This window comes from Bacillus sp. LQ16, assembly GCF_057784645.1.
Window position 1 is genome coordinate 4509279 of sequence record NZ_CM173491.1, and the last position, 14139, is coordinate 4523417.

Consider the following 14139-nt stretch of genomic DNA (forward strand, 5'->3'; position numbering starts at 1 on the left):
TACTTTCCAACTCAATTCCTAATAACTTCTTTCGTTAACCCCTTCGCCTTCTCCAAAGCGTTTTTGATTTGTTCAAACCCTGTCCCACCAGCACTATTACGACGCTTTACAGCCGCATATGGTGAAAGAACTTCATACAAATCTTCTTCAAATAAAGAGCTCATTTCTTGATATGTTTCAAGCGGGACATCTAATAAATAAATTCCTTTTTGTGTGCAATGTAGCACTAACTTCCCAACAATTTCATGAGCTTGGCGGAATGGTAGTCCTTTGTTTGCTAAGTAGTCGGCAATTTCTGTTGCGTTGGAGAAATCTTGCGTCACAGCTTGCCCCATTTTTTCTTTGTTTACAGTCATCGTTTCAAGCATGCCCGCCATAATATGAAGACATCCTTCTACTGTTTTGACTGTATCAAACATTCCTTCTTTATCTTCTTGTAAGTCTTTATTGTAAGCGAGTGGTAATCCTTTCATTACTGTAAGTAAACTGAATAAATTACCGTATACTCTGCCTGTTTTACCACGGATTAGTTCCGCCATATCCGGATTTTTCTTTTGCGGCATAATGCTGCTTCCTGTCGCGTATTGATCGCTCATTTCAATAAATTGAAACTCTTGGCTACTCCATAAAATAAGTTCTTCACAAAAGCGTGATAAGTGCATCATAAGCATAGATGAGTTACTTAAAAACTCCAGTATGAAATCACGATCACTTACTGCATCTAAACTATTTTCATAGATTCCATTAAACCCAAGAAGTTCCGCACTATATTCTCGGTCGATCGGGAATGTCGTCCCAGCTAGCGCTCCTGCTCCTAATGGGGAGATATTAATACGCTTTAATGAATCTTCATAACGATTCACATCACGCTCTAACATCCAAAAGTAAGCAAGAATATGATGAGCAAATGAAATCGGCTGGGCACGCTGTAAATGCGTATAGCCAGGCATAATTGTCTCAATGTTATTTTCTGCTTGATGTACAAGAACAGTTTGCAATTGTTTTGTAGCTTTTATAATATGTTCTACCTTTTCTTTTAAATACAAATGCATATCTGTCGCCACTTGATCGTTACGACTTCGGCCTGTATGAAGTTTCCCTCCTACTTCACCGATTTTTTCAATTAACATCTTTTCAATATTTAAATGAATATCTTCAGCTTCAACCGAAAAATGCAATTTATTTTGTTTCGCTTCTTCTAATAAATATTGAAGACCTATCTTTATTTTCTCTGCCTCTTCTTTCGTAACGATGCCTTGCTTTGCTAGCATCGTGACGTGCGCAATACTTCCTTTTATATCTTGATTTACTAATTGTTGATCGAAGGAGATGGATGCTCCGAACTCTTCAACCCATGCTTCCGCTTCTTCTGTAAAACGTCCGCCCCAAAGTTTGCTCACGCTTCCACCTTCTTTTGATTCACTTGGCTGTATACTTTCGTCGGTAAACCGAATAATGAAATGAATCCAACTGCTGCATCATGATTAAATTCATCTTGAGCAGTATATGTTGCTAATTTTTCATCGTATAAAGAGTATTCAGATTTACGTCCTTCTACAATCGCATGACCTTTAAATAATTTCACACGCACTGTACCTGTTACATTCTTTTGCGTTTCTTGTAAAAATGCATGAAGCGCTTGTTTTAAAGGCGAGAACCATAAACCATTATAAATAAGTTCTGTTATTTTCTGTTCAATCACTGGTTTAAAATGTGCTACTTCTTTTACGTGTGTTAAATCTTCCAACTCTTTATGCGCAGTGATTAACGTCATTGCTGCTGGGCATTCGTATACTTCACGAGATTTAATACCGACAAGACGATTTTCTACGTGATCAATACGTCCAACGCCGTGTTTTCCAGCAAGCGCATTTAACGTTTTAATTAATTCTGCAAGTGAATATGCAGTGCCATTTAAAGTAGTCGGTACGCCTGCTTCAAATCCAATTTCTACAAACTCTGGTTTATTCGGTGTATCTTCTAATGCCAATGTCATCTCATATGCATCTTCTGGCGGCGCTGCCCATGGATCTTCTAAAATTCCACATTCGTTGCTGCGTCCCCATAAGTTTTGATCGATTGAAAACGGGCTATCTAAATTAATCGGAATTGGTACATCGTTTTCTTTTGCATATGCAATTTCTTCTTCACGTGACCATTTCCATTCACGTACAGGCGCAATCACTTCTAAGTAAGGATTTAATGCTTGGATAGAAACTTCAAAACGAACTTGGTCATTTCCTTTCCCTGTACATCCGTGTGCAACTGCAGTTGCGCCTTCTTGTTCTGCGATTTCTACTAATTTCTTCGCAATAAGCGGACGAGATAATGCAGAGACAAGAGGGTATTTCCCTTCGTATAATGTGTGTGCTTGCATCGCCATCAATGCATATTCGTTTGCAAATTCTTCTTGAACATCAATCATATATGATTTAATTGCACCTACTGAAAGTGCCTTTTCTTTTACAAATGCTAAGTCTTTACCTTCCCCTAAGTCTAAACAAAGCGCGATAATATCATAATTCTTCTCTTGTAACCATTTAATTGCAACGGAAGTATCAAGACCTCCGGAATATGCTAATACAACTTTTTTCTTCTCCATTTTGCATCCCCCTAAAGAATAAATATTCATTTTCTTTTATAATAATTCACACTTTACCACCTTTCACAAAATGTATCAAGAGTCATTTTCAAATTTTTTCAAACAATTTCGTCGAACTTCTTTCTGTTTTTCTGTACAATATAAGCAGGAAAACGGGGGTGAACTTATGGAAAAGTATTTCTTATACGACGAACATCTAGGAATTGAAATTCCGCATTTACAAGAAGACTGGGAAGAAATCCCCGAAAAAATGCAACATGCTATTTTACTAAAATGGGAACAAGTTCGCGGGAAAATTCCTGATCGTATAAAAGAACTTGAGCACTATATTAATACAAAACAACATTATTTAAATAACGAAGAAGATTTCGAAGTTTCTTGTAAACTAAATTCAGAAATTGCCGATCTTGCTTCTATCATTAATGACCTTTGGCTTTGGTATCGACTCACTCAAAATGTATCTGAGGGGAAAGCACACCAATGAAAAAAGCATGCCCCTCAATTACTTTGGGTCATGCTTTTTTGTCGTAACAAGATTTACAATATATTTCTTGTGCTGTTTTCGCCAAACATACATCGAATGGACCAACTAATATACTTCTTTCTTTCGGCAACTTTACAAAAGCAACAAGCTCTTCTTCATATTGAATTTTTTTCTGACATGAAACGCATATTAATTCTTTTCTTTTGAACATATCTTTTAACATATCTTCGCTCTCCCCTTCATCTATCTATATTAATATACTCTCATAATAGTTAAGACTTGTAAAAAAATGACACATTCCGAATCGAATGATTCATATACTATGTACAAAAGGGGGGTCTAAAGCTTATGCGTGCTTTCGTTATTATCGCTTTAACTTTTTTAAGTGTGATTAGTTGGGATGCGTTTTTTAAAGATAAAAGTGATGAAAAGAATACAACTGAATAAAACCCTTTTTTTCTTACTTATTGGACAAACCGTTACAAACTGTCCAATCCTCCGAAATAACTTAGGCTTTTCTACAAAAATATTTAAACATAACATTTTTTGTAGATTCCCTCCGTTTATTGTCGGTTTCCATCCGCATACATTTTTTAAAAGTATGATATAATAGTATAAATCTTGAAGGAAGGGATTTTGATATCATGATCGCTCGAAGGAGCATGTGGCATCGTATTGACGAATCATACACGTAGCGTATTTTTTAGCTCAGATACTTTAGTCTAGCGAAAAAAATACGAGAGTGGGGAAATTATGATTGCCCGAAGGATAATTTGGCAAAAAAAAGACTCTTCTTACACATAGCGTTTTGTTTAGGACTTAATTGTTACTAACTAAACAAAACAAAGAAGAGCAGGATTGCTAAATGACGAATCCTACTCCACGTTTTGTTTAGTCGTTTTAAGACTTAAACTAAAACGAAGGTAGGGAGAATTGATGGACGAGAGGATTATTCGTTATTTCTTCAGCGACATATAGCGTAGTTAGTTTTTTCGTAAACTAACTGAAAGCTACATGTGAGCTCGTAGTTAGTTTACAACACAAAAAGGACTACTAACTACGGAAAGAAGGAATAACGATGAGGAACATCCAAAGTCGGCAAATTATTAAAGAAATTTTTATGGTTTTAATCGGTTCATTTATTTTAGCAGCAGCGCTATATCACATTCACTTCCAAAACCACTTAACAGAAGGTGGCTTTGTAGGAATTGCACTATTCATTCAAAACTTTTATGATATTTCACCATCTATTTCAACTGTATTAATGGATATCCCAATTATTTTACTGTGTGCTTCATTTTTAGGTAGAAAAATGGTTGGCTACTCATTCTTAGGTTCAATTTCATTCGGAGTATTTTATTCCTTTATGGAAAATTATTCTCCATTTACGGTAGATTTATCAAATAACTTATTTATAGCTGCAGTAGTTGGCGGTGCGTTAGCTGGTATTGGACTCGGTTTTATATTGCGATTTGGCGGTGCAACCGGTGGAGACGATATTTTAACAATTGTATTAAGTAAACGAACTCGTTTTACAATTGGGCAAATTTTCTTCGTCTTTGACGCGATTGTTCTTGCGCTTTCATTATATTATTTAAATTGGACAGAAATTGCTTTTACTATTCTTTCGATTGCCGTACAGGCAAAAACATTGGATTTAATTTATTATCCAAAAACAGAAAAAACAGCAGAAAAACAGCCAGTATCTGTTCCAATGTCCAAAAAACATGCAACAAATTAAAAAAGCGAAAGGCTTCGGCCTCTCGCTTTTTTTATGCTCTTTTTTCTTTCTCGACTATATGGCGCACTTGATAAAATCTATTTGCAAATTCAGTAACGTTTCTTGTTAAACGATAATTCACTGTAGATCCAATTGCCATTCCAATTACCGGAATACCTTGGAATAATTTACGACGAAGAGCATAAATCGAAAATGTCTTCAAAATTTGTTTTAACACAACTTCAGTAGAAGCTGTTTGTAACACTGCTTCGTCTCCTTCATAAAAGAACGAATCTTCTTGTTCCAGCTCTTGCAATAAATTGTACCATGCGTATTGCTGAAGTCTTCCTGGTAGTAATGACGCGTGAAACACCTTTAACGCAAGCATCATTTCATATGGCTTGTTCACATCATGTCCAAATGATGTTGCAATAAGTTGGACCGCCTTCACATTTAACGCGATCATAACCGGAAAATCCGCCGTTAATAATAATAAACCTCCAGCACCTGTCGCCCCGCCTTGCACAAATGAATATAGACGATGACGTGCTGTTTGCTGCTCTGCTATGTATGTTAACTGATCAATAGATAATGCTTTCAAATCTTCAAGCTGTTCAATCGATTCATCAAATAATCTCGATGTTCCTAAAATCCGATTACGTGCGTCTAACTGTGCTTGTGAACTTTGAATAAATGCATGCAAATGAAAGAGCCATCCATCTGCTTTCGTGAAGAATTCTTTTCGCTTTTTCTCAGGTAATTTCGCAACTGTAGTATGTAACCATTTATCAAACACTTTTTGAAAATCGGTCGCTTCTTGCTCAACTAATTGCGCTTCCCATTCTTTTATATTGTCTAAAATGGCTTGTTCTCGCTTCGATCGCATCGTAACAACCACCTCGTTCGATTTTTTTCTATTGTAACATATTTCTGCTTATTCTTTACAAATATGCTTGTATATCTCTTTTCACATACCCTTTATGAGTGACATAAAATAATAGCAAAAAGGATGAGATACTTCACATGAATCTATCCAATCTAAAACAAAACTATAACGCAGTATTCAGCTTAGGACAAAACTGTTGGCCTGCTTGGGCATTATATCAATTAGAATTATCACCATTTTTTGGCGTTATTGATTTTATGCTAAGTCCTTCATTAACGAAAGTAAATTTATTATTACAAAATCGATTTGACCGTTTTTTAAATTTCGAAAATCTATCCTTCATCTCATTTTGGGATGATGATGCCAAATTAAGATTAAGGGACAACCTTTATGAAATTGACTCCTGTCATGACTTTAAAACAGATGTAAACACACCAAATTATTGGCCTTCTTATACAGAAATTAAGTTAAACTATGAACATCGAATTAATCGTTTTCTAACTACAATTGAAACGGCAGAATCCATATTGTTTATTCGAACTGGAGGAACATATGAAGAAGCATGTTCCCTAGAACAAATTTTATCTCAAATCGTTACACATACATTCTCTGTCCTATTACTAATTCCTGCCGATATACCAACTATCACCCAAGAAGATTGGGGATTACAACGTACTTGCGTTATGAAATGTCCTATTATGGATGTATACCAATACAATGAAGCATTTTGGAAAGACTTATTTGATGGAATTACAGTTAGACCACACACTTAAATACACGATACTTTTATCACACCATACATTATAATCGTCCTTATACAAAACAAATAAGGAGTGATTCTATATGTATCCACGTGCAAAAGCTTTCGGTCTTGCTGTACATCAAGATCGTCTTCTCGTACAAGAATATCATACAGAAGGCGAAACATATTATCGTCCTCTTGGCGGTTCCATTGAACTTGGTGAAAAATCAGCACATACTGTTATTCGGGAGTTTACAGAAGAGCTTCATACGGAGATAGAAATCATCAATTATTTAGGTTGTTTAGAAAATGTCTTTCATCTAGATGGGGGCATTGGTCATGAAATCATTCAACTATATTCTTTGCGTTTATTAGACACATCACTATATGAAATGAAAATATTAAATATACAAGATGAGCAAACAGTAGCGTATGCGAAATGGATTCCTATTACGGCATTCATTCAGAAAGAAAAAATATTATATCCAGATGGAGTTTTAAAATACATCCAAAAGAAAAAAGACGAAATCCTATAGGATCTCGTCTTTCTTTTCATATATTAACCAATATCTCCAAGACGTAGTACGTCACGAGCAATCATAACTTCTTCGTCAGTTGGAATTACGATAATTTTTACTGGAGAGTGTGGGAAGCTGATGAATGCTTCTTCACCGAATACGTTATTACGTTTTGCATCGAAGTATACGCCCATGTACTCAAGGCCTTCTAATACGCGCTCACGAATAATCGCACTGTTTTCACCTACACCAGCTGTGAAGATGATTGCGTCTACACCTTTCATACGAGCAGTGTAAGAACCGATGTATTTATGGATACGGCTTACGAATACATCAAGTGCTACTTTCGCACGGTGGTCGCCTTCTTCTTCTTTCGCAATGATGTCACGTAGGTCACTAGAGTAACCAGTAAGACCTAACATACCACTCTTCTTGTTTAATACGTTAACTACTTCTTCTACTGTTTGGCCTGTTTTTTCCATGATGTATGGAATTAACGCAGGGTCAAGGTTACCAGAACGTGTACCCATTGTTACACCAGCAAGTGGAGTGAAGCCCATAGAAGTATCGATAGATTTACCGCCTTCTACTGCTGCGATACTTGCACCGTTACCTAAGTGACAAGAAAGTAAGCTTAAGCTTTCAATTGGACGACCTAATAATTCAGCCGCACGCTCAGTTACATATTTATGAGAAGTTCCGTGGAAACCGTATTTACGGATGCCGAATTTTTCATAGTACTCATATGGTAAGCTGTATAGGAATGCAGATTCCGGCATTGTTTGGTGGAATGCTGTATCGAATACTGCTACTGCTGGTACGTTTGGTAATACTTCTTGGAATGCTTTAATACCAACAACGTTTGCTGGGTTATGAAGTGGTGCTAAATCGCTTAATTCTTCGATATCAGCTAATACTTCATCAGTAATTAAAACAGAGTCAGCAAATTTTTCGCCGCCGTGAACGACACGGTGACCGATACCGCCAATCTCATCTAGAGATTTAACGATTCCGTTTTCAGTTAACTTTTTAAGAAGCATATTAACTGCTACTGCGTGATCTGGAATGTTTGTAATTTCTTTTTGTTTTTCGCCATCTACAGTAATAGTGAAGATACTATCTTCTAAACCGATACGTTCTACTAAACCTTTTGTTAATACTGTTTCACTTGGCATTTCAAATAATTGGAATTTTAAGGAAGAGCTTCCTGCGTTAATCGCGATGATTTTTGACATCTAGTCTTTCGCCCCTTTTTCTCTTGGTAGTTGTGTGGATGTTTCCACAAACCGCTCGATTTTATCTAATCAAATTTACTAAATATGAAAACGTTTCATCATTAGCAAATTTTATACTCACGATTTTAATTTAAACATCGTCCGACATATATTTCAAGTGAAAAAATTGTAACACCAAGAAAAAATATATATTACAGATTTCAAAAAAATTCAGTTAAATCTAGTATATATTTAAAAATATGACATATTATATAAAACTGTACTACATGAATCACTAATGCTGTTACATACACCCAGCTTTATTTATGTGTTGCAAACCAAGTATTTAATTGATCCATAATGTTCTCCATCGCCTTCATGTTAGAGAATTTAGGCAACTCCACTAATAACGCCTGTTTTGGCATTGTTACATTAGAGCCTTTCTTTTGGAGAACAAATATACTTTTTGCATTTTTCTCGTTTTTAAACATGGAAACAGGAAGCTGTAATAACCCTTGAATAAAGCATGTTTCTTTAATAAATGCATGTAATTTTGGTGCCTGGTCACTTTCAAAAATGAAGTTTGGTACTAAGAAGAATAAGTACCCGCCCTCTTTCGTATGTTTCACACTTTGTTCAATAAATAAGTGATGAGCATACGACATTCCTTCATCTGCTTTTAATTTATATTCACTGGCACCGATTTCGTTTGGATAGTAACCAATCGGTAAGTCTGAAACGACTGCATCAACTGGATCGATATAAAGTGGTGCTAGTCCATCTTGATGGAAGAATTCGATTGCATGCTTTTGTAAATTTGCATTTACTAAAGCAAGTTTAATTAGCACTTCATCCACTTCTACACCAAATCCACTCATTGTTAGTCCTTCTTTGGCGCTATTAAACACTGTAGTCATTAAATTTCCTGTTCCAATTGCAGGATCTAAAACTGTAATTTCGTTTTGACCTTGCATAAATTTATGGAATAAGTAACTCATGAACATCCCAACTGCATCAGGCGTCATTTCATGATTCGCTTGTACGCCTTCTTTCATTCCTTTTAAGATGGCTAACTGAAATGCTTTACGAATTTCTTCACCTTTATATGTTTCTTCATTAAACGTACTATATTCACGATTCAGCCTTTCAATTGCTGATTCGGATAATTCCTCTTGTAAAATCGCTCCCTCAAACAAGTTATCACCTGTTTCTACAAGCGCCTCTAAATATGTCACATCTAATTCTTTACGTAAAACTACCGCAGAAGAATCAAAAATAGAAAATAATGTTTCCACTGTCTGACTCACGTACATTCCTCCTTCTCTCTTTTACACATAACTTATATCATACCACAAAGTGATTTTTTCCAAAAAGAAAAAGCGACCTCCTGTAAAGAGCTCCCTCTCAAGTTATATATGATATAACGTTTTTTCTCATATATCGGCACCGTTACGCAGCGATATATGAGAAAAAACGACCTCTTTATAAGAGGTCATTTCCTTCACATTACTTTGCAGATTTAGCTGCTTCTAATGCTGCTTCATAGTTTGGATGGCTTGTACCTTCGCCTACGTATTCTACGTAAACTACTTTGTCGTTGCTATCTACTACGAATACTGCACGAGCAAGTAAACGAAGTTCTTTCATTACTAAGCCGTAAGCTTCACCGAATGAAAGGTCACGGTGGTCAGAAAGTGTTACAACATTTTCTAAACCGTTTGCTGCACACCAGCGTTTTTGAGCGAATGGTAAATCAGCGCTAATTGTTAATACTTTTGCGTTTTCAATACCTGCTGCATCTTGGTTAAAACGACGTGTTTGTGCATCACACACACCTGTGTCGATTGAAGGTACAACACTAATTAATTTTACTTCGCCTTTGTATGTTTCTAAACTTACTGGAGATAAGTCGTTTGCTAATACTTGGAAGTTTGGCGCTTGGTCGCCAACTTTAACTTCTGTTCCAACTAAAGTCATTGGATTACCTTTAAAAGTTACGTTTGCCACTTGAAAATCCTCCCTTATTTAAACAAAATATGTACAATGTAAATGATAGTTTGTCCCTATCGATAATGCAAATAAAATCGCTTTATTTACAAAAAAATAAAAGAAGCTAACCTATTGATTAGCTTCTTTATTCGTTAAATTTGAAATTCAGGATCATCTTCTTTTCGTTTATCCATCATTTCTTTCACTTTATCAACAGCTTGTGGCGCTAATTCAATTATTTTATCGATGACATGCGTTTGCTTATCTAAATGTAATACTTTCACACCATCTCCATTTATAACAAGAAAGGCAACAGGATTAATAGAAACTCCTCCTCCACTTCCTCCGCCAAATGGATGACGGCCTGAATGTTCTACCCTACCAAATTCACTTCCACCAGCAGCAAATCCGAAACTTACTTTCGAAACAGTAAGAATTACACTTCCATCTGCCGCTTTAATTGGGTCACCAACAATTGTATTTACATCAGTCATTTGTTTTAAATGCTGCATTGCGGTTGTCATTAAACCTTGAATTGGATGGTCCATTCTATATCCCCCCTATGCTTGAACAGATTTTTCTGTCATACCAGATTTTTGCTGCCTCATAAATATGAGCAATTTCACCGCTGTTTTTATAGTACGAAATATACGAAAAGATGCTGTTAACTCGCATCTCGATGCAAATCCTTTCCCTTGAAAAACAGGAGTAATTTCAAATTCTGGTACATCGACAATATGCATATATTGTCCGACAACTCCAGCAGCCATTCCTTTTGTCCCCCATGCATATCCAGTGACAATTCCAGTACTAGCTGCGTCGCCTGCTCCAATTTGCGTATGCCATTTCCAACCATTGATTTTCACTCGTTTGAGAAAATCTTTAACGATAGTATGAACTTTTTGAAGCCTTTTTATCAGTTCTCCAATACTGTCAAGTTGCGCCATAATTTTATTATCTAGTCCGCCGTCCTCTTCAGCTTTTTCGATTTTCTGTCCTGTTTTTTTCTGCTGTTTTTCAATTCTTTCCAATACATCAAATGTATATCGAATCATCCATATTTTCACTTGAAATAAACATTGCTTTTCCATTTCTGAATATAAAAATGTCACCTTAAGCGATATTTTCGACAATAGTATAAGCAAAATAAAAAGGAGAAGAATTATTATTCCAATTACGAGCCACTTCATACGTATCATCCTTTCACTCCGTACCCATTATCGACAACTTTATTCATCATTAAACAGAGTTCCATAAGATTGAATATAAAAATTTTTCTAAAAATAAAAAGGTATTTTGACAATTTGTATCGAAATATATTATTTGAACATATCATCAGGGAACGGACTCTAATGATATGTAGCACGAAAAACAGAAAATTTAACTGCAGTGGAGGGATACATAATGGCAGATCGTCGCAATTTATTTTTCTTTTATGGTGATGACAAAGCAACGCTCGTTGAAAAAATGAAACCAATCTATCGTATTTTAGAAGAGAATGGATTTACCATATTAGATCATCCAAAAAATGCAAACGCTATCGTCAGTGTTGGAGATGATGCAACCTTCTTACAAGCCGTTCGTAAAACTGGTTTTAGGGAAGATTGCTTATACGCAGGGATTTCTACGAAAGATGAAACTTCGTTCTACTGCGATTTCCACATTGATCACGTTGATACAGCCCTTCAAGAAATTACAAAAAATGAAATTGAAGTGCGAAAATATCCAACAATTCAGGTAGATGTAGATCACAGTACATCTTTCCATTGTTTAAATGAGTTCTCATTACGTTCTAGCATTATTAAAACATTCGTTGTAGATGTTCACGTTGATGATTTATATTTCGAAACATTTAGAGGAGACGGTTTAGTAGTTTCTACCCCAACAGGAAGTACTGCTTACAATAAATCATTGCATGGTGCAGTTGTTGACCCACTTATTCCATGTTTCCAAGTAAGCGAACTAGCATCTTTAAACAACAACACTTACCGTACGCTCGGTTCACCGTTCATTTTAAATCACGAACGTACATTAACTTTAAAACTAAGACCAGACGGTAACGATTATCCTGTTATCGGCATGGATAACGAAGCGCTTAGCATTAAACAAGTGGAAAAAGCTGTTGTACGCTTAAGCGATAAACAAATTAAAACAGTTAAATTAAAAAATAATTCGTTCTGGGAAAAAGTACAGAGAACGTTTTTATAGGATTAAAATAACCGCAGAATTATGGAATTCCATAATTCTGCGGTTATTTATTTACCCCGATTGACGCGAACAATAATCTCTTACTATCCGGCCGTTATTCTTGTCAGTTTTTGTCGGTAATTCGATATATTTTAATAATCGCTGATATATTTCGAGTTACGGTCGATATATTCCGAAAATCGCTGATATATTTTTACACATCTTTTCTATAGACAACTCGGCCATCTATTACGGTCATTTCTGCTTGTACTTCTTTTATTTCTTCTGCCTCAATTTCAAAAATATTGTGGTCTAATATTGTAAAGTCTGCTTCATATCCTTTTGTAATTTGCCCTCGTTTCGCTTCTTTTCCGATTGCATAGGCACTCCCTGTTGTAAATAAAGAAACAGCCTCATATACCGTTAATCTTTCCTCAGGCATATAGCATACACCGTCAATAAAACTTCTACGTGTAACAGCGCTATATATGCCTAGAAACGGATTTACTTGTTCAATAGGAGCATCTGAGCCACCATTACAATGTAGTCCTGCTTCCAGTAATGTCTTCCAAGCATACGCATAACGAAGACGGTGTTCTCCCAGTTTTTCAATGACTGATGGAAAATCTGATGAAAGAAAGACTGGCTGTATATCGATAATGGCTTGCAAGTTTTTCATTCTTTCTATCAACTCTTCACGAGCAAGCTGACAATGAATAATACGGTCACGTAACCCTTCTGCTGGTGGATATAATTCGAGTGCATCAATAACATATTCAAGCGACAAGTCACCGATAGTATGAATCGCAACTGGCATATGTAAGTCTCGTGCTTTCTTCACTAATTCTGCAAGTTCTTCACGCGAGAAAATTGCAACCCCATCCGTTTCCTTTGCATCTTCATACGGTTCACTTAATAATGCTGTTCTTCCTCCAAAAGAGCCGTCAGAAAAAATTTTCATTGCACCAAATTCAATATAATGTTCATTTTCATATTCTTTTCGTTCATGTGCTACTTCATGGTGAACGAGCAAATGTGCTTTAAATGGCATTTTTTTTATAACGTGAGAAAACGCATTATGCGTTTTTCTAAAACCACCATAGTAATTTAAATCTTCCGTATGCCCGCCAACAAGTCCGTATTTCCAGCAATCTTTAATCGCTATTTGCAAAGCTCTTTGTAAATACGCTTCATCAATTTCAGGCTGAACATGTTTAATTAATTCTTGTCCTTGTTCATATAAAAGTCCTGTTAACTTATTTGATGAATCCCTACCGATTTTCCCGCCTTTTGGATTTTGCGTCGCTTCTGTTATGTTCGCTTCTTGCAATATGTATGAATTCACCCATGTAACGTGACGACAAACTCGCTTTAATAAAATGGGGTGTTCTTTCGAAATTTCATCTAAATCACGCGCGTGAACATCTTTCGTATCTGTAAAGTTATTTTCATTCCATCCTTCTCCAATAATCCAAGAGCCCTTTGGAGCTTCTTTAACTCGCTTCTGAACAAGAGTAAGCACTTCACCATAAGATGTACAATTTGATAAATCTAGACGGAGTAATCTCTCTCCATGCCCAATAAGATGCATATGGCTATCAACGAGACCTGGGATCATTGTTTTGCCTTTTAAATCGTGCAATGTAACCGCGGCATATTGGTTTTCTAACTCTTCTTTACTTCCAAAATCAACGATCGTACCGTTTTCAATGTAAACAGCGTCCACTTTTTCATTTTCTTCTCTCATTGTGTAAATGGTACCGCCATACCAAATTTCTCCCATATATCCCATCTCCT

Annotated in this window: 15 protein-coding genes; 5 read left to right on the forward strand and 10 right to left on the reverse strand. The window is 36.0% G+C overall.

From position 1 onward, the window contains the following. Window positions 1-11 precede the first annotated feature (11 nt). Window positions 12-1400: an argininosuccinate lyase gene (gene argH, locus AC3EMB_RS22790; protein WP_053563557.1), complete on the reverse strand. Its 1389-nt coding sequence runs from the start codon at window positions 1398-1400 to the stop codon at window positions 12-14. Further along, on the reverse strand, window positions 1397-2602 hold the full coding sequence (locus AC3EMB_RS22795) for an argininosuccinate synthase (protein ID WP_000412315.1): 1206 nt from the start codon (window positions 2600-2602) through the stop codon (window positions 1397-1399). The genes argH and AC3EMB_RS22795 overlap by 4 nt, the downstream gene beginning before the upstream one ends. 166 nt (window positions 2603-2768) lie before the next feature. Between AC3EMB_RS22795 and AC3EMB_RS22800 the strand changes: the two genes are divergently transcribed. Continuing rightward, on the forward strand, window positions 2769-3086 hold the full coding sequence (locus tag AC3EMB_RS22800) for a hypothetical protein (RefSeq protein WP_000417218.1): 318 nt from the start codon (window positions 2769-2771) through the stop codon (window positions 3084-3086). Window positions 3087-3114: 28 nt separating this feature from the next. On the opposite strand, the gene AC3EMB_RS22805 is transcribed toward AC3EMB_RS22800, so the two are convergent. Then, window positions 3115-3309 carry a hypothetical protein gene (locus AC3EMB_RS22805; protein WP_000910278.1) on the reverse strand — a complete coding sequence of 65 codons (195 nt, stop codon included), beginning with the start codon at window positions 3307-3309 and terminating at the stop codon, window positions 3115-3117. A gap of 855 nt (window positions 3310-4164) precedes the next feature. On the opposite strand from AC3EMB_RS22805, the gene AC3EMB_RS22810 reads away from it, so the two are divergent. Next, window positions 4165-4827, forward strand: a complete 663-nt coding sequence (locus tag AC3EMB_RS22810) for a YitT family protein (RefSeq protein ID WP_001244515.1) — start codon at window positions 4165-4167, stop codon at window positions 4825-4827. Window positions 4828-4858: 31 nt separating this feature from the next. On the opposite strand, the gene AC3EMB_RS22815 is transcribed toward AC3EMB_RS22810, so the two are convergent. Then, window positions 4859-5692: an EcsC family protein gene (locus AC3EMB_RS22815; protein WP_001256853.1), complete on the reverse strand. Its 834-nt coding sequence runs from the start codon at window positions 5690-5692 to the stop codon at window positions 4859-4861. Window positions 5693-5829: 137 nt separating this feature from the next. Here AC3EMB_RS22815 and AC3EMB_RS22820 point away from each other — a divergent pair, with 137 nt between their 5' ends. Both AC3EMB_RS22820 and AC3EMB_RS22825 read left to right on the forward strand, forming a co-directional pair. Then, on the forward strand, window positions 5830-6465 hold the full coding sequence (locus tag AC3EMB_RS22820; protein WP_001054296.1) for a DUF1796 family putative cysteine peptidase: 636 nt from the start codon (window positions 5830-5832) through the stop codon (window positions 6463-6465). A gap of 70 nt (window positions 6466-6535) precedes the next feature. Beyond that, window positions 6536-6970, forward strand: a complete 435-nt coding sequence (locus tag AC3EMB_RS22825) for an NUDIX hydrolase (protein ID WP_016080077.1) — start codon at window positions 6536-6538, stop codon at window positions 6968-6970. A 23-nt stretch (window positions 6971-6993) separates the two neighbouring features. Here AC3EMB_RS22825 and ackA read toward each other — a convergent pair whose 3' ends face one another. From ackA to AC3EMB_RS22850, 5 genes are all read right to left on the reverse strand, one after another. Continuing rightward, window positions 6994-8187, reverse strand: a complete 1194-nt coding sequence (gene ackA, locus AC3EMB_RS22830; protein WP_000034575.1) for an acetate kinase — start codon at window positions 8185-8187, stop codon at window positions 6994-6996. Window positions 8188-8486: 299 nt separating this feature from the next. Continuing rightward, window positions 8487-9473, reverse strand: a complete 987-nt coding sequence (locus AC3EMB_RS22835) for a class I SAM-dependent methyltransferase (protein ID WP_000084365.1) — start codon at window positions 9471-9473, stop codon at window positions 8487-8489. A gap of 199 nt (window positions 9474-9672) precedes the next feature. After that, window positions 9673-10173: a thiol peroxidase gene (gene tpx / locus AC3EMB_RS22840; RefSeq protein WP_000024527.1), complete on the reverse strand. Its 501-nt coding sequence runs from the start codon at window positions 10171-10173 to the stop codon at window positions 9673-9675. Window positions 10174-10307: 134 nt separating this feature from the next. After that, window positions 10308-10703: a GerW family sporulation protein gene (gene ytfJ, locus AC3EMB_RS22845; RefSeq protein WP_000350007.1), complete on the reverse strand. Its 396-nt coding sequence runs from the start codon at window positions 10701-10703 to the stop codon at window positions 10308-10310. 12 nt (window positions 10704-10715) lie between these two features. Continuing rightward, entirely contained in the window at window positions 10716-11354 is a 639-nt protein-coding gene (locus tag AC3EMB_RS22850; protein WP_002094156.1) for a DUF2953 domain-containing protein, read from the reverse strand. A gap of 205 nt (window positions 11355-11559) precedes the next feature. Here AC3EMB_RS22850 and AC3EMB_RS22855 point away from each other — a divergent pair, with 205 nt between their 5' ends. Continuing rightward, window positions 11560-12363, forward strand: a complete 804-nt coding sequence (locus AC3EMB_RS22855) for an NAD kinase (RefSeq protein WP_000785186.1) — start codon at window positions 11560-11562, stop codon at window positions 12361-12363. A gap of 193 nt (window positions 12364-12556) precedes the next feature. On the opposite strand, the gene AC3EMB_RS22860 is transcribed toward AC3EMB_RS22855, so the two are convergent. Beyond that, a complete protein-coding gene (locus tag AC3EMB_RS22860; RefSeq protein ID WP_353810701.1) occupies window positions 12557-14125 on the reverse strand; it encodes an amidohydrolase in 1569 nt (522 codons plus the stop codon). Window positions 14126-14139: the final 14 nt, after the last annotated feature.